The following is a 15,923-nucleotide window of genomic DNA, read 5'->3' as shown; positions in this document are numbered from 1 at the left end:
GCTTCGCTCCGCGAAGACGACGCGCCGCCGCTACGCGGCGGATGGACGCCCGCTCCGCGGGCTGCCGGCCACTCCGTGGCCGGGATGCTCCACTCCGTGGAGCAATGGGGTGGGTCGGGGGGAGCCGATCGCTCCGCGATCTGCTCTCTCCCTTCACTCCGCATCTTCCTGCAACTCTGCTCCTAGCAAAGGTGGTTGGGAAGGCGCCTGCTCCGCAGTCGCCTTCAGGCTGGTCAGTGCTGCAGGGGGTTCGGGTGGTCGGAGTAGTGCGGGTCTCCTTCACGCCTGATTCTTGCGCTGCTGTCCCAGTGTACCGACGTACGTGAGGGATCCGGGCTCGGTAAGGAAGCAGAAAACTATGGGATCTCCGATAGCGATCGGTGTCCTCCTTCTCGGGTTGCTCCGTCCAGTCATCGTGGAGGACTTCACGCATCAACGGGCTTTGCTTTTCGGACAGTTGGCCAGTGTTCTGCTTGGTGCGTGTTTTGCAGAGCCATGGTCCGATCACGACGCGCTGCCCGACCTCAGTCCGCTCTCGGGCTCTGGGGGTACGGCCGTGCCGTTCCACGAAGGCGCGCAGCAGTGTTGCGGTCTGTTCGAAGGTGCGCCGTGTTCTCCCTGTGGGGGGGGGGGGGCTTCGTCGGGTGTCACCCCGCGTGTGGGTACCGGAGTTTGATCGGGGGACAGGCCGAGGCGGGTGAGGAGTGCTTGCTGGCCGTCGGAGAGCTGGTTCCAGGTGGTGAGCTGGCGGTGCAGCCAGGTACCGGCCTTCACACCGTCGATGACGGTTTCGCGGTGGAGAGTGGCGGGGTGGTTTCCGGCTTTGACGCGGCGGCGCAGCAGGTGGTACTTGCGGTGCCATTCGGGTCCGTGAGGGAGCGTCCAATCGGTGTGGGGGGTGGTAAGTTGGGTTTCACGGTCCGGGGCGAGCTGGTGTTTGCGGGCCAGGGCGCGCTGGTCGACGAGGAATTGGCCGCCGGGGCGGTGGCGAGGTGGCCGTAGGTGGCGTGGAAGGCCTCCACGGTCGCCATTGACTGCCCAGGCTCGCCCACGACACTGCTGGCGACCCCCACTTCTTCGACCTCGACACCCTCGCCGGCAGTCGGCTCGTCACGCTGGTCGCCGAACTGACCGGACAGGTGGAGCCGACACGGCCGGACCGGATCCGAGCCCTGCTCGAGCAGAGCGGAGTCGTCCCTGACCGGCTCACCACCACCGTGCTGCTCCATCGTGTGCAGGCAGTCGGCGACGGACTGGTCGACCGGCGCCTGCGCGACGCCGTCGCCCCGGTCGCGCTGCACCTGTTCGACCTGACCCGCAATCGCCATGGACCTCGCCACACTCCACGACGCGGGTACCCACCCACCCATCCAGAGTGCTGCTGGGCCCGCTCACCGACGAAGACATCGACCTGCAGCTCGCCCGTGAACTGCGCGGCATGGGACGGGTGGTATTCCAGGAACATGATGCCGTTCTGGACCGTCTCCTCCCGCCCTCCTCCACCTAGGTGGCCAGTCCGGATCGGGATCGTTGTCCGGCGCGCGGGTGTGCACGTGCTTCGGCACATGAGACCGTGCAGCGAATCTAAGATTCTGCAGCGGTTCAGGCGGCGAAGCCGATGTTGGTGACGTACTCGTACTGGCCCCACTGCGAGCCGAGGTCGACGATCTGATCGATCCAGGCGTTGTCCAGGGCCCGGGCGTCGCTGGTGGACCAGGCGTCGATGACGGCCTCCCAGTGGCGGATGTTGAGGGTGCGGAATCCCACGACCCGCTGGTGGGTGGAACGCACGCCGGACTGGTTGAGCGGGTGGATCTCGACACGGGTTCCGCGGCCGGCACGGTTCAGGCGGGCCAGGAGGTAGCGGGCGACGTTGTGGCGGCGGACCGTGCGGTAGGCGGTTTCGATGCGGGCGAGGTTCTGCTTCGTGGGGTTGCGGGTGCCGGCCAGCCATGCCTTCAGGGTGCGGTCGGTGACGGTCAGGCCCGCGTCATGGGCGGCGGCGCGGGCGTGAGGGGTGCGGGTGAGGTAGTGCAGGCGGGCCATAAGGCCGCGCCGGGTGGTGACAGGAGAAGCGATGAAGTCGGCGAGGGAGTCGAGTTGGCGGGCGACGGCCTCGTGGCCCTTGATGCCTTGGGCGCCGTACTTGCCGAAGTCGATGGTGCGCTCGGGCACGTGAACTCCTCTCCTGTCAGTTCTCGTCGGTCTGTCCGGTGGCGGCCGGGTCTGTGGGTGCGGTGCCGACGGAGTAGACGTCCTTGACCTTCACTTCGGAAACTCCGCGGCCTTCCGGGAAGACACGCCGCCAGTCGCCGACGACGTGGAGTTCGTCGGTGCCCATCACGCGCACGACCGTCAGGCCGGCGTCGTGTGCCTTGAGGGCTTTGGCCCAGAGGTTGGCGAAGGCCTGCGAGCGGATCAGGTGCATCCAGTCCGGACGGTACAGCTCCCGGTTGTAGTTCGACTCCCCCATCGTGGAGACGAACTTCGAGTACATCGCCTTCACGTATTCCAGCGTCACCTCGTCCCCGCCGGCGATCGCGGTGTCGCGGGCGTCCTTGAGCGTGATGCGGAACTTTTCCAGCAGGCTTTCCGTCGCCCCCGAGGTGAACGACTCGTGGATCTCGGGAGGTTCGCACAGCGCGTACTTCGGGCCGGACAGGCGCAGCAGCAGGCGGAGGGTGGGTTCGGTGACCCAGATCGGGCCGGGTTCGTCGCGGTTGCCGATCGGGTTGGGCAGGTGGGCGCTGTGCTCCCATGCGGGCGGGGTGATCAGGTGGACGCCAGCGCGGCGAGGGTCATGCACGTTGCCGGTGGTGTGCTCCAGTTGGCCGAGCGGCAGGTGCGTCTTGAGCGCGCTGAGATAGGCGCCGTTGATGTCCAGGGCCGTCACCTCGTGTCGGCCTGCGGGCAGTTCGGGGCGGGCCCACTTGGGGCGCGCCTCCCAGATCTGGTCGGCACTGCGCGCGGACTGCTTGCGCAGAATGTCCGGGATCCAGGGGTGGGCGACGACGGCGTAGCGGCCGCCCCTGCGGGTCTCGTCCAGCAGGGCCATCGCATCCGGGATCGCCCGCTTGACCAGGGATGCGGTCGCCGCCTCCATATCGCCTTCGTGCGCCTCGAGCGCCTCGGCCACGGCCGCCGCAATCGGGCCGGGCGGGTCGGCGTCGGACACGGCCCGCGCGCGGCGGCCCGCGGGCATAACCTTTGCCGGCTTCGCCGTGCTGCCCTGCATCCGCCTGGCGGAGGTGTCGGATGCGGGGACTGTGGTGGCGCACTGAGCGGGGTCGAGGTGCTGGGGAAAGCCTGCGACGTGGTGGCGGGCAAGCTGCCCGCACAGGACGCACGGCTCAGGTGCGGCCAGAGCTTCGACGTCGTCCATGTCGTCGCCTGCGGCCGGGCCGCCGCCGGGTGCGGGGGCTGGTGTGCTCTCGTCCGGCGTGGGCCGGGGCGTGATGGCTTCGTCTGCGGGCGGTGGGGCGGGGGGTGCGAGTTTCGCGGCCAGGCCGTCCAGGAGGTAGGCGTATTTCGTCCTGAGTTCCCCGGAGGGATCCCGGCCGGTCTCCCACCCCGTGACGGTGGACGGATTCACTCCGAGAGTCCGGGCCACCTGGGCCTTCGTCAGGCCGGCCCGCTCACGCAGGTCGCGGCGTACCTGCGGCTCGGGGAGTGTGGGCTGGGGGGTGAGGGAGGCGAGCAGCGAGTCGATCGCGTCGAAGTCGCTCATCGGTCCGCGGCTTTCAGATGTAGGTGACGGGGTTACGGGACAGGTGCGGGCTCGGCGTGGGCCGGCCCACGCGTGCATCGCCGCGCAGCAGGTCGCCCTCGAGGGCGTAGCGGTCCCCGTGCTTGGAGATCCCGGTGATCCTCGCGACGGCGAGGACCGTGCCGTCGGTGTTGATGATCTGTGCCTCGTCCTGGGACAGGGCCCGGTCGGCGTTGAACTTCCAGATGCCGCGCCCGGCCTGCCAGGCTTCGTCCTCGGACATCCCGGGACGCCAGCCGATCGTGGCGCGCCCCAGCATGTCGCCAGCGTCAGCGGGTCGCGCGGGTCCCAACTGGATCTGCAGCACTCCGTCCACCCTCCCGCCATAACTCTATAACTTATTGCAAAGTTACCAGCGACCCGGAGACTTCGCAAACAAGTTGAAGAGCTATCGGACTGATCGACGGACCGACGAGCCCACCGCCACCCGGGCAACCAGAAGAAACGCGTGGCCAAGGCCCACGCCGAGGTGCTGCGCGGCGTCTGTCAGGGCGCCTGCACCGCGTACGGCACAAACCGCGCCGAGCCGGCCCGCCTGCGGCCACCGGCGCCACACACCGCGACGTCAGTACCCGCGTCAGGGCACACACCCGCGTCGGAGCCGACGACCGGCTCCTCCCGGGCCCTCAGACGGACACCACCGCTGCACCCGACGTGTCCCATCCCGAGGCAAGGACAGAGACCGCGGAACACGTCGAACCCTGCGCGCGGCGCGGCGTGGGTGAGAACGGGCGGTGGCAGGAGGGGGCTGGTGGGCGTCCCCGCGGGCGGCGGGATCGCGGTAGTGCCCGAGGTGTGCGGCCAGGGCCTGGGCGAGGCAGGCGTCGATGTCGGCCGGGATGTATCCGCCGGCTTGGCGGGTGAGTTCATCGCGGGCTGCTTTCTCCGGTACGGGCTGTGTCTGCTTCGGCGTGCCGCGCACGAGCCGAAGAGAGTCCGCCAAGGCCGGCCGCCCTGCAGCGGGCTTGTCACTGCCGTGGTCACCGGGGTTCTGCGTATCCACGCCGACGCTGCCGATCGAGGCACTTCTGGTTCCAGCGCGTCCGTCCTCACCGGGTACCGTGGCGTTGTCGTCAACCAGTGTGGGATCCGACCATGGTCGCGGGAGCGCTGACGGTGCTCCTCGGCGCCTTGGCGTTGCTCCGCGCCCGTTCACGCGCGAGGCGTGGAGCAACGCCCGCGACCGTCTCCTATCGCTTGGGCAGCACCAACAGGGCGTCACCGACAGGGCGTTCTCCGCTCGCGTCGGATGGATGGTTGAGGACCTGGCCGTCGACGGCCATGGTCGTGGAGCCGCCGCCGTCGAGGTTGACGGCCTCGCGCAGGCCGAGGGAGCGGGCGACGGCGGCGCTCTCCGGGATGCTCAGACCGAGCGAGTCCGTGCTGCGGCCGTCGGCGGTGATGAGGACGGTGCGTCCGGCGGCATCGACGCCCGCGAGGGTGCGCGGGTTGCGCTTCAGGACCCAGCCGTAGTCGAAGCTCGGGTTGGCGGGCTGGACCATGCCGTCAGTGGCGGTGGTGATGTGAAGGCGGCCGTCGCGCACGAGTTCGGGCCCGCCGTTGATGACGTCGGTGCGCCGCGAGGGCGCGTACGGCCGCCCGTCGCCGTCCCGGAGTGTTCCGCGTACGCGCAGCGGTTCGCCGGGGCGGGCGAGCGCGGTGAGGTCGGCGACGGCGTCGCCCGTGGCCTGAACGGAACTGCCGCCCTCGGGCAGGGCGCCACCGCGCGGTGAGCGCAGCTCCCGTACCCGGCCGGTCTGGTCCAGGACGGCTTCGAGGCCCTCGCCGTGCGGGGTCGATGCGCCGAACTGCGGCGTGAAAGCGACGAGTTCGTGGGGGTCGGTGCAGGTGGTGTCGTGCAGGGGGCGGTCGGTGGGCTCGTCGTCGGCGGTGCCGCCGCAGTTGCGGATCAGGCCGGGGACGCGGTTGACGCCGTCGAGGGGGCGTGTGGCGCCGTGGCCGGTGACGGTGCCCTTCCAGGTGAGGCGGGTGACGTGGCTGCCGCGGCCGTCGTCGCGGACGACGAGTGCGGGGCGGCCGTTGACGGCCTCGCTCAGCAGGCGGCCGTCGTAGACGCCGACGCCCGCGGGTTCACCGGGGGCGCCGGAGCGCGGGTCGAGGACGAAGAACCCGGCGTTGACGGCGGCGCTCGCGCCCTGGGCGGCGGCGAGTTCGCTGGTCGTCTCACGGCGCTCCAGGTCCGGCCCGTAGGAGGCGGTCAGGGAGCCGTCGAAGGTGCGAGGGTCGATGGTCAGGACATCGATCCGCCAGCGCCCCTCGTCGGTGCTGTCGCCGTCCCAACCGGTGTAGGCGGCGGAGGCGGTGTGGCCGGCCGTCCGCAGGCGGGCGCGTGCAGCGTTCGCGGCGGCCTCGGTGTCGTACGTGCCGACGCGGACGCGGCTGCCGAGGATGCCGCCGGGGTGGTCGGCGGTGGCGGGGGCGCGGACCTGCTCCGTGCGGGCGTCGAAGCCCTCGGCGCGCAGCGTGGCCGTCAGTTCGCGGGCGCTGGCGGCATCCCTGAGGGCGGCCGGCGGTGCGTCGGGGTCCGGGGAGGCGGCGCCGCCGGGGATGGCGACCTCGACGGTCCACGGAAGTGCGTGGGTGCCGGCTCCGCGCACGATCCGGGTGAGGGTCACGCCGGGCTGGAGGATGCGGGTGGTGCGGGTCTCGGCCAGTCCGGTCGCGCCGAGCGGCAGCCTCTCGCCCCGCGTCGGCCCGGCGGCCGTCCGCCCCTCCCCCGGCTGCGAGGCGGCCGGTATGGGCGCGGAGCCGAGCGCGGTGAGCACGGTGAGGACGGCTGCGGTGCCGAACAGTCTGCTGTTCACAAAACCCCCTGGACGTGGCCCTGGCACATACGAGCGAAGCAACCGTGCGGGGCACGCGACACGCCGGTCAAGGCATGCGCACGACATTCACCGCGCTGTCCGGTCGGAGTCATGCGGCGGCCACGTGTTCGTACGGCCTGCTCCCAGGGGTGCAGACGCGGTGGGCGCCGGCGCGTGGGTTCGAGGAACGCGCCGGCGCCTGTGCCGCGCGGCTGGTCCGCGCACCTGTCGGTGCCCGCAATGGCCCGCCACGCCTCCCACCACGGTGCCGGGCGCACCCCACTCGTACAGGGGTCTGCCGAGGTAGCGGGTTTGTCCTTCGCTCTTCAGCAGACCCAGCATGAGCTGCATCGCTGTGGTTTTTCCCGCACCGTTCGCTCCGACGAAGCCTGTCACTTCGCCGCTGCGCTCCACGGTGCTCCTTCGTGGGTCCTGCGGCCGCCGCTGCTTCTGCTGAACAGTTTGCGTTTTCAGATCGCTTCGGGTCATGTAAGGCTTTCTTGCGTTATCGCAGGGGGGAGGAAGGCCGCAAAGGCGACCTGAACAGGCGTGGAAACCGTCGGCTCCTCGCATTCCGCGCCGTAATAAGCAGCGCCACCACGGCGCAAAGCATCCAGGAGATACCGAGCCACGGGGTGGAGAGATCCGTGAGCAGGGTGATCACGGCAAGCGGTACGAGCGTCAGCAGAGGCAGAGCCCAGGTGCCCTCAGTAGCCGTGCGGGACGACGTGCTTACGGTCATGCGGGGCGCTCCGTCTTTCTGTTCGCGATGTGCTGCCGACAGGCCGGGCCCACCCGGCGGAACCAGGTACACCCGGCCTGTCGCTGCTCAGCCGGAGGCCACGATGACCGTGACCCCTTGCTGTCAGTGGAGAGCGTTGTCGATCTCCAGGAGCGTCAGCCCCGGGGAGATCGCGGCGAGAGGCGCTCGCACCAGGTGACCGGGACTGCGCCTGGACGTGGGTGTCGTCGGGGGTGGCCAGGATCCGTGTCTCAACTCACGGAGTCGCTCAGGACCGCGACTCCCGCCACCAGTCCCACGTACGCGAGCACCAGCACCGAGGCGCAGAGGATCAGCAGCCAGCCAGTCACGATGGCGAGCAGAGCAATACCCCGGTCCTGGCCGCCCAGCCGCTTGCCCCGGCGGCGGCCGAGGTGGCCGGCCGGGACGGCGACGAAGCCGCACAAGAACATGAAGGCTGTGTAATAGCCGGCGAACCCCAGCCAGAGCAGCGGTGTCGCCACGATCGCCACGATGAGGGCGACGCCCATGGCGGCCGCCCACGCGGCTACCCGGGCGGGTGTGTTGCGGGACCGGACCGCCGGCCCGGCGGTCTGCCGTGCGCTGCTCGCCACGATGGTTCTCCCCCGTCCTTCTCCACGACCACAGTACGGGGAAGTACGGCGGTGCCCCTCCCCTCGTAGCATGGAGCCCGTGATGGCAGGGGAAGTTGGGATTCACGGCGTCCAGGAAGAAGCCGCCGTACGACGCCGGGTTCCGTGAGGGTGCGGTGCGCATCGTGGTCGAGACCGGGAGGCCGGCCGGGGAGGTCGCCGGGGGGGGTCGTCCTCGGACCGGCCCGTGCGCCTGACAGCCGTCAGTGGCGGTGGCGGTCGGGTGCGGGAGGCCGAGCGGGCGGAGCTGGAGCGGCTGCGCCGGGAGATCGGGGAGAAGAACAAGCGGAGGGCCCGCTCCGGGTACACCGCGCCGGTCGGCACCGCCGACGACGGACGCTTCCGCCGCCTCACCGTCCACCTCCCCCGGCTTGCGCGCAACGCCTCTTCGACGCCCGTGAATCCGGTGCCGCCGGCCAGGAGATGCGCGGCATCATCGCCGAAGGCTTCGAAGAGATCTACTTCCAGGACGGCGGGCACCGCGCCACAGGACTCTGCGACGTCACCCTCAACGACATCGACTACCTCGGCCTCGGCTACTGACCGGACACCAGCAGATGTGAGAGAAGGATGGCCGTGTGAGCTGAAGCGCGATGGTTGTCACAAAGGCAGGCATGTTGACACCATGATGATCGGCACGACGCAGGGTGGTGCCGGCATGCGCCGCCGCTCGGACTAGGGTGATCGCGTGGACTCCGAGGCCAGAACGTTTCCTCCCCACCCGATCCGCGGTGTCCGGGCCGTATATGCACGGCAGAGCAGCTGCCCCTCCGATTTTGCGGAGGTCGTCGTGGACTTCGTGCCTTGGGAGGCCGGCATCGTGTTCCAGGTGGCCGCCGACCTGGCCTCTCACGGATCCACGGACCCGGAAGAGCTGTCCGCGTACCGCATTGCGCTCGAGACAGGTATCCGCGAGGAACTGGCTGAGCTGGGTGTCGGGCTGCCTGCGGCGGTAGCGGTCGTGTTGCGCAGCGTGAGAGTCCACGAAGTCGATTCCCGCCCAAGAGCCTTCGAAGCGGCCGGACACGTTGCAGTGCGCAACGCCCTCGCAGAGGTTTACGGACCGTCGCCGAGGCCCAGGCGTCGCCGCGCATGACGGCTCGTTGCAGCCCTCAACCTTCGCGTGGCCGGTGGCGGGGACCCCGGCGATCCCTCCGCTGGTGACAAGTAACGTTCCTCCGCTTCGACACCGCGATCCGCCGCCTCATCTGCACCACGAACGCCATCGAGTCCGTCAACGCCAGGATCCGACGGGCGGTCAAGGCCCGCAACCACTTCCCGAACGAGCAGGCCGCCTTGAAGTGCGTCTGCATGGCGATCACGCCCGGGATGGGCTGCTCACCGGTGCGCCCGATGGCGATGCGGCAACGCAGGTCGTGGGCGTCGGCCGGGCGCTCCTCGGGGCCGGGGACCCGGTCGATGACGTCCATGACCGGCCGGTAGCGGTCGAGGTCGGCCTCCGCCGCGCAGTCGAGAACTTCGCACGTACGCCGCATAGACCCGCTTCTCGAGGCGAGATCCACTCGCGGCGGGCGGCTACGGCCGAGAACGCCCTGACGGTGGGCATCCCGGATCGGAATCGTCGTCGGCCGGTGAAGGCGGGGGCCACGTGATGGATGCGCACGGGGAGCGGCTGGGGCCGGGGGCGACGGCCGGCCACTACGTGGTGGAGCGGCTCCTGGGGTCGGGAGGCATGGGCCGCGTCTTCCTGGCGGTCTCCCCCACCGGCCGGCGCGTCGCGATGAAGGTGATACGCGAGGAGTACGCGGCCGATCCGCGCTTCCGGGCGCGATTCGCCCGCGAGGTGGAGGCGGCCCGGCGGGTCAGCGGGGCGTACACGTCCTCGGTGACCGACGCCGCCATGGGGATGGCCACACTGTTCGTACCGCCTGCGGCGACGGGCGGCACTGGGGGCCGGAGCAGTCCTGGTATCGCTGGCTCTCGGGCTCGTCGCCCGGCAGTTGTGGGCCGGTCGTGCGGACAAGGGGCAGGGCGCGTCCGGTGCTGTCCCTCGTCGACGGGGCCGGGGGCCGCGGCGAGCTGGACGGCGAAACTGCCGTCGGACGTCGGCCACTGCACCGCCACCGGCGAACTGGTGCTCTGCGAGTCGCGGAAGGAGGCGGTCACCGCCTACGACGCCGCACGGGAAAGAGACGGTGGGGAACCCCGCGTACGCGGGACAACAGCGTGATGCTCACCGTTTCGCCCAGACGGTCACCGGTGATCGTCGCCGAGGGGAACAACGTCATCGGCACCGGTGGATGGGAGCGGCAGGTGCTGCGCGCCGTGGATCTGACCACCGGCAGCGACCGGTGGAACGTCAAGGCTCCGATGGGTACGTCGGCGGTGCTGAGCGGTACCGACGTTCCGCAGCCGGGACGTATGCCTGGCCTGGCGTCACTGATGCCACAACGGGCCTACCTCGGCGTCGGGTTCGGCGATCACAGGGCCGCTCTGGCCGGCACCGCCGACCGCCCGGTGCGGCTGCCGGCGCTGGAGCGTTCTCTGCGCGGAACGCGGCCGGGCGGGGGCTGGCGGGACACGGTCCGGGGGGGGGGGGGCGGTCGCGGAGCTGCCCGAGCCCGAAACGTTCGGCTCCGGCGGGTTCAGTGCGGGAACGTCCTGGGCGGACGCTGACGGGGCAGCGTGGTGCGGAACTCCTCGATCACGGAACTCACCTGCCGCATCAGCGAAGTCCGTTCCAGCAGACCCAGGTAGAGATTCCGGCGGGCCAGTCCGGGAAGGTCCACACAGAAGTACAGTGCCATCAGCGGGTTGATGAACAACTCGCTGTCCTTGGTCCTTTCCGTAAACCGGACGTTGCCGAAGTCACCGCGCACGGCAGCGGCCACGGATCCGTTCACGATGCTCGGGTGGCTTGGGGTGTGGCGCTGGGCGTGCGCCACCGCGTCGAGATACAGCGCGCCCTCCCGCCCCGCCCCGAGCAGCGAGAACGCGCCGAGATAGCAGCCATCCCGGTCCAGCGCGGCCAGGTTCTCCAGCACGAGCGAGTGATTCACGCCGTGATACGCGTCCACCCCGAAGCCGAGGCAGGCCACCAGCCGGTGCGCGACCTCGTCGAGTCCGCTCACGGCGGCGAGGCTCGCCATGTCCTCCTCCGGGGTGCCGAGACCGTGCTCGTCGCCGCGCATCAGGATGTCGGTGCCGCCGTCCACCAGCACGATCGCGTCAACACCGCCGAGATGCTCGATCAGCGTCCGGTAGGCCGTCCGCAGCGGCGCGGCCCCGATGCTCGGGAAGGCGTACACGATCGCCGGCAGATCCTGCGTCACGAGCCACTGGGCGAGCGTCCGTTCAGGGAAGTAGCCGCCGCGCAGAGGGATATCGGGCCCGATGGCCGCGACGTCCGGGCCCACCCACACCTCGGGGTCCAGGCCGTACAAGTCGGCGAAGGACAGGCTGGCAAGGTGTACCTCCTTGCCGGCCGACCGCAGCGCGAGTGCGAGCGGCAGCCCGGCGTACACATCGAAGCCACCGCCCGCACCGGCGACAAGCACCCGTCTCGCATCGCGCAGGCGAGTGAAGAAGGCAGGTTCCCCCAGAGAAAACACCGCATGACGTTAGCAGAAGGGCGAGTTGCCGTACCGGCGCCGGCTTCTCGCCCCGTCCGGGAGCGCAGTCCCGCACTGCCCGGCCTCGCGCCGCCCGCCCCCCGGGCCGGCGTCAGGGACGGGACGGTCCCGGCGGCAGGGCCCCTGCCGTACGGCCGGGGTTCGGCCGGCTGCACCAGTCCGTGGGCGCCGTGCGGGCCGTCAGGTGCGGGGCGGGAGCACGAGGGCGGCGGTCATCAGGGCCAGGGCCCCGCCCCCGGCGTTCCACAGACCGCGCTGCACATCGGTCACCTCGAAGGCGGCGGGGGCCACCGCGCGGCTCTGCTGCACGGTCCACGAAACGCCCGTGGCCAGGCCCGCCAGGCAGGCCGCGGCCAGCACGGCCCGGGAGCGCGCAGGAGCAGGCCCAGCACGGCGACGGCGGCCGCGCCGGCCAGTAGGAGCAGCATGGAGGCGGCGGTCGCGCCCGCCGCTTCGGGCTGCAGGCCGGTGAACAGGTCCGTCAGTTTCACCTCGGGCGGTTCTCGGCCCTCGTACCAGGGCTGGAAGGCGCTGAGCAGCAGAGCCGCCGCTCCGGCCAGGGTGAGCAGGACTGAGGCGGTGCGGGCCATGGTGCGGCTCCTCGATCTCTTGTACGGGACGGCGGGTCGCTTTCGGTCCCCTCCGGCCGGCGGCTCGTCAGGAACGGTGCAGGGCCGCGGGGTGCCGGCGGCGCAGTGCCGGGCGGGCCGGCAGGAGGATGCCCGCGGCCACGGTCACGACGACGGCCAGGACGATGGCCCCCGCCTGGAGCGGCGGCAGGTAGGGCGGCGATCCGGTGACGGACAGGCTGAACGCGGTGAGGGGGATCAGGGCGGCCGGCGCGCCGGCCACCAGTGCGGTGGCGGTCACGATCGCCGCCTCGGCCCGCAGCATGCGCCGGATCTGGCCGCGCCCCGCGCCCACCAGCCGGAGCAGGACCAGTTCCTGACGGCGTCCGATCATGATGAGCACCAGGGTGCTGAGGGCGGCGATGACGGTGAACCCTCCGACGACGGCGACGGCCACGGCGGTGAGCACCTGGCTCACGCCCCGGTCCTCGGACCGGAGGTGCTCCGGGCCGGGGTGCGCGGTCGCCCGTGCGCCGGGCACGGCGCCGGCGAGCGCCTTGTCCACCGCCTCCCGCACGGCCTCCCGGTCGGTGTCCGGGGCGGTCCGGGCGAGGATGCGGGTGTCGAGCGGCGCGGTCACGTGGTGTGCCAGCGCCTCGCGGGCGAACAGGAAGTCGCCGAGTGCGAGGGACCGTTCGTAGACCGCGGCCACCCGCAGGGAGGCGGTGACGCCGTCGCCGTAGCGCAGCCGCACCGTGGAGCCGACCCCGGCGTCCAGGGCGTCGGCCCGGGTTGCGCCGAGCGCGACGGTGCCCTCGCGCAGGTCCTTCAGGGAGCCGGAGGTGACGTCGGGGTCGAGCGTGGCGGGCAGGGCGCCGGGGGTGACGCCCACTACCGGGAGCCGTTCGAGGACGGGGTCGCCGGCCTCCTTCCTGGCGAGGACGACCGTGCTGTGGAGGGTGCCCGTGGCGGCGTCGACGCCCGGTACGGCGGCCACGCGGCGGGCGGCCCCGGCGGGCAGTGCGGCGTCCTCGGCGGTCACGACGAGGTCCGCGCGCATCGCGCGCCGTGCCTGGGCGCTGCCCTCGTGGTCCATGGTGGCGCCCGCCGCGAGCTGGACGCCCACGAAGGCGACGACCAGGGCGACCGGGGTGATGGCCGCCCCCAGCCGGCGCGAGTTCGCGGTGGTGGAGGCGGCGGCGAGGTAGCCCCCGGCGCCGCCGAGCCTCCGGGCGGGCGGTGCGAGCAGGCGCATGGCGCCCCGGGCGATCCAGGGGCCGAGGAGCGCGCAGGCGATCACCAGGGCGAGAGCCGCGCTGCCCGCCGCCATGGCCGCGAGCTCTCCCGGCTGCAACGCCGCGGTGCCCGCGGAGCTGAGGCCCGCGAAGAGCACGACGAGGCCGGTCACGGTGCGGCCCCGGCCGGGCCGGCCCGGTTCGCTCTGGGCCTCGCCGAGTGCCTGGGCGGGACGGATCCTGGCGATGCGGCCGCAGGCCAGGGCGGCCGCGAACCGGGCCACGGCCAGGGTCAGGACGGCCGTCAGGACCGGGGTCGCGAACATCCAGGGCAGGACCGGGAGGCCGAGCCCGACGGGGACGGCGCCGCGGTCGCGCAGCATCCGCAGCAGCAGCAGGAAGACCGGGACGGCGCCGGCCGCGCCGGCCACGGCCGCCGTGGTGGCGGTGCCGGTCACCTCGCGGCCGACCGTCACCCGCAGCTGCCAGGGGGTCGCCCCGACCGCGCGCAGCAGCGCCAGCTCACGGGCCCGCTGGTGGACCGCCTGGGTGACCGTGCCGGCCACCACGAGCACGGCGATCATGATGACGGTCGCGCACAGCGTGGCCAGCAGGCCGAGCAGGCCGGCCCGGCTCGGCGCCGCGTCCAGGAACTCCGCCTGGCCGCGCCCGTTGCCGGTCAGGACCCGCAGCAGGGAGCTGTCCTGCGGGTCCCGGCTGCCGGCGGCGGCGTCACGGGCGGGATGTTCGCCGGCCAGGGCCTTGCGCAGGGCGGGATGGAGGTCGTGCACGCTGACGCCGTCGTCGGCGATCACGCCGATGGCGTCGACGGTTCCGGGGTGGCCGGACAGCCGGACGGCCTCGCCCTCGGTGAAGAAGACGGCGCCCTGGTGGGCGAGTCCGGTGTCGTCGGCCTCGCCCTTGGGGGCGACGATGCCGGAGACGACGTACTCGGCGGGTGCGTCGAGCATCCGGAGCCGGAGCCGGTCGCCGGGGCGTACGCCCGCGCGGGCGGCCAGATCGCCGTCGACGGCCACCTGGCGGGCCCCCGCGGGCGCCTTGCCGGCGCGCAGGGTGAACGGGGCGAGTGCCGCCGCCGGCCAGCCGTGGCCGTAGACGGGGGCGGTCCCGGATTCGCTGTCCGGTCCGGGCACGCCCCGGCCGTCGGGGGCGGTGAGGGCGACCGGGAAGGTGCTGTCCGGGACGGCGGCGCGTACACCGGGCACGTCGGCGAGCCGGTCCACGACGGCGGCGGGGACGCGGACGCGTTCGGTGAGGGACTGGGTGACCGTGGTCATCGGGTCGCCCCAGGGCTTGGCCCGGTAGCGGGTGGTCTGGTCGGCGGTGACGAGGGCGGTGGTCGCCGCGTACCGCTCGACGTGGGCGTGGCCCAGGAACGCCGACAGGGTGGCCAGGGCGAAGCTGCCGAGGAGGAGGGCGGTGAGCACGAGGGCGGCGAAGACGGCGGTCCACGCCTTGCGGTGCAGCCGCAGGGAGCGGCGGGCGAGGAAGCGGGCGGTGCGCCGGCCGCTTCCGGCCGGCCCGTCGTGCCGTTTCCGGGGTCCGGTGCGGCCGGCGGGCGGCCGGGTGCCGGCGGCCATGGTCATCGCTCTGCGAGCCCGGCGAGCCGCCGGGCCACGGTCTCCGGCTCGGGGCGGTCCTCGTGGGCGACGATGTGTCCGGCTTCGATGAAGATCGCCTCGTCGGTCCAGGCGGCGGCCTGCGGGTCGTGGGTGACCATGACCACGGTGTGGCCCGAGCCGTCCACGGCGTCGCGCAGCAGCCGCAGCACCTCGCGGGCGGTGACGGGGTCGAGGGCCCCGGTCGGTTCGTCGGCGAAGATCACGGCGGGGTCGGTGACCAGGGCCCGGGCGATGGCGACGCGCTGCTGCTGGCCGCCGGAGAGGCGGAGCGGGCAGTCGCCGGCGCGGTCGCCGAGGCCGACGGCCGCCAGCACCGTGAGGGCGCGCTCGCGCACGGCGGGGTCCTGGGGGTTCATGCCGCGCAGCAGCAGCGGCAGGGCGGTGTTCTCGCCGACGGTGAGCGACGGTACGAGGTTGAGGGACTGGAAGACGAAGCCGATCCGGTCCCTGCGCAGCCGGGTGAGCGCGGCCTCGGAGAGCCGGGAGAGGTCGGTGCCGCCGACCCGTACGGTGCCGGAGGTGGGCTGGTCGAGCCCGGCGGCGCACTGCAGGAAGGTGGTCTTGCCGGAGCCGGAGCGGCCCATGACGGCCAGGAAGCGGCCGGGCGGCACTGCCATGCTCACGTTGTCCAGGGCGTGGAAGTCCCTCCCGCCGCGCCGGTAGCGGCGGGTGACGGATTCGAAGGTGAGCGCGCCGGTGCCCGCCGGGTCGTGGCCCGCCGGGTCGTGGCCCGCCGGGCCTGCGGGCCCGGGGGTCCTTCTCTTCATGCGCAGTGTCTTGCGCAGTGCCATGGGTTCGCCTTCCGGGTCGTGCTCTGCCTCGTCTCCGTGGCGACGGTAGGTCCGCGACCAGGGCCGGCACGATGGAGCACTCACCCGTGTACGGGTTCAGCCAGCA

The 15,923-nt window shown here is 72.1% G+C and carries 13 protein-coding genes and 2 pseudogenes; 4 read left to right on the top strand and 11 right to left on the bottom strand.

Annotation, left to right across the window (positions count from 1 at the left end; genetic code table 11):
- The first annotated feature begins 1,034 nt into the window (after positions 1-1,034).
- A complete protein-coding gene (locus tag ACLQ2N_RS35260) occupies positions 1,035-1,628 on the top strand; it encodes a TIGR02679 domain-containing protein (protein ID WP_425819743.1) in 594 nt (197 codons plus the stop codon).
- Here ACLQ2N_RS35260 and ACLQ2N_RS35255 read toward each other — a convergent pair.
- The 6 genes from ACLQ2N_RS35255 to ACLQ2N_RS35230 form a co-directional block, all read right to left on the bottom strand.
- Positions 1,603-2,175: a transcriptional regulator gene (locus ACLQ2N_RS35255; RefSeq protein ID WP_425819733.1), complete on the bottom strand. Its 573-nt coding sequence runs from the start codon at positions 2,173-2,175 to the stop codon at positions 1,603-1,605. The two genes, ACLQ2N_RS35260 and ACLQ2N_RS35255, sit on opposite strands and share 26 nt — an antisense overlap.
- Positions 2,176-2,191: 16 nt before the next feature.
- Positions 2,192-3,727 carry a helix-turn-helix transcriptional regulator gene (locus tag ACLQ2N_RS35250; RefSeq protein ID WP_425819731.1) on the bottom strand — a complete coding sequence of 512 codons (1,536 nt, stop codon included), beginning with the start codon at positions 3,725-3,727 and terminating at the stop codon, positions 2,192-2,194.
- A 13-nt stretch (positions 3,728-3,740) separates the two neighbouring features.
- On the bottom strand, positions 3,741-4,025 hold the full coding sequence (locus ACLQ2N_RS35245) for a hypothetical protein (protein WP_425819729.1): 285 nt from the start codon (positions 4,023-4,025) through the stop codon (positions 3,741-3,743).
- A 931-nt stretch (positions 4,026-4,956) separates the two neighbouring features.
- Positions 4,957-6,591 carry a phosphodiester glycosidase family protein gene (locus tag ACLQ2N_RS35240; RefSeq protein ID WP_425819727.1) on the bottom strand — a complete coding sequence of 545 codons (1,635 nt, stop codon included), beginning with the start codon at positions 6,589-6,591 and terminating at the stop codon, positions 4,957-4,959.
- Between the two features lie 87 nt (positions 6,592-6,678).
- The gene (locus ACLQ2N_RS35235; protein WP_425819725.1) at positions 6,679-7,080 is read right to left on the bottom strand and encodes an ATP-binding cassette domain-containing protein; all 402 of its coding nucleotides are present in this window, start codon (positions 7,078-7,080) and stop codon (positions 6,679-6,681) included.
- A 504-nt stretch (positions 7,081-7,584) separates the two neighbouring features.
- A complete protein-coding gene (locus ACLQ2N_RS35230; protein ID WP_425819723.1) occupies positions 7,585-7,947 on the bottom strand; it encodes a hypothetical protein in 363 nt (120 codons plus the stop codon).
- Positions 7,948-8,275: 328 nt separating this feature from the next.
- Between ACLQ2N_RS35230 and tpg the strand changes: the two are divergent.
- The 3 genes and pseudogenes from tpg to ACLQ2N_RS35215 form a co-directional block, all read left to right on the top strand.
- Positions 8,276-8,529 (top strand): annotated as a pseudogene (gene tpg, locus ACLQ2N_RS35225) (telomere-protecting terminal protein Tpg); the annotation flags it as partial.
- A 145-nt stretch (positions 8,530-8,674) separates the two neighbouring features.
- Entirely contained in the window at positions 8,675-9,082 is a 408-nt protein-coding gene (locus ACLQ2N_RS35220; protein ID WP_425819721.1) for a hypothetical protein, read from the top strand.
- 71 nt (positions 9,083-9,153) lie between these two features.
- Positions 9,154-9,429, top strand: a pseudogene (locus ACLQ2N_RS35215) (transposase); the annotation flags it as partial.
- A gap of 216 nt (positions 9,430-9,645) precedes the next feature.
- On the opposite strand, the gene ACLQ2N_RS35210 reads toward ACLQ2N_RS35215, so the two are convergent.
- The 5 genes from ACLQ2N_RS35210 to ACLQ2N_RS35190 all read right to left on the bottom strand — a co-directional run bounded on the left by ACLQ2N_RS35210 (position 9,646) and on the right by ACLQ2N_RS35190 (position 15,817).
- Entirely contained in the window at positions 9,646-9,861 is a 216-nt protein-coding gene (locus ACLQ2N_RS35210) for a hypothetical protein (RefSeq protein WP_425819719.1), read from the bottom strand.
- 731 nt (positions 9,862-10,592) lie between these two features.
- A complete protein-coding gene (locus ACLQ2N_RS35205; protein ID WP_425819717.1) occupies positions 10,593-11,558 on the bottom strand; it encodes a DUF1152 domain-containing protein in 966 nt (321 codons plus the stop codon).
- 287 nt (positions 11,559-11,845) lie between these two features.
- Positions 11,846-12,169, bottom strand: a complete 324-nt coding sequence (locus ACLQ2N_RS35200) for a hypothetical protein (RefSeq protein ID WP_425819715.1) — start codon at positions 12,167-12,169, stop codon at positions 11,846-11,848.
- Positions 12,170-12,236: 67 nt separating this feature from the next.
- On the bottom strand, positions 12,237-14,990 hold the full coding sequence (locus ACLQ2N_RS35195; RefSeq protein WP_425819713.1) for an ABC transporter permease: 2,754 nt from the start codon (positions 14,988-14,990) through the stop codon (positions 12,237-12,239).
- Positions 14,987-15,817: an ABC transporter ATP-binding protein gene (locus ACLQ2N_RS35190; RefSeq protein WP_425819711.1), complete on the bottom strand. Its 831-nt coding sequence runs from the start codon at positions 15,815-15,817 to the stop codon at positions 14,987-14,989. Before ACLQ2N_RS35190 ends, ACLQ2N_RS35195 begins: the two co-directional genes overlap by 4 nt.
- Positions 15,818-15,923: the final 106 nt, after the last annotated feature.

The organism is Streptomyces sp. DT224 (assembly GCF_049844595.1).
GTDB lineage: Bacteria > Actinomycetota > Actinomycetes > Streptomycetales > Streptomycetaceae > Streptomyces.
This window is presented reverse-complemented; position numbering and strand designations above follow the sequence as displayed.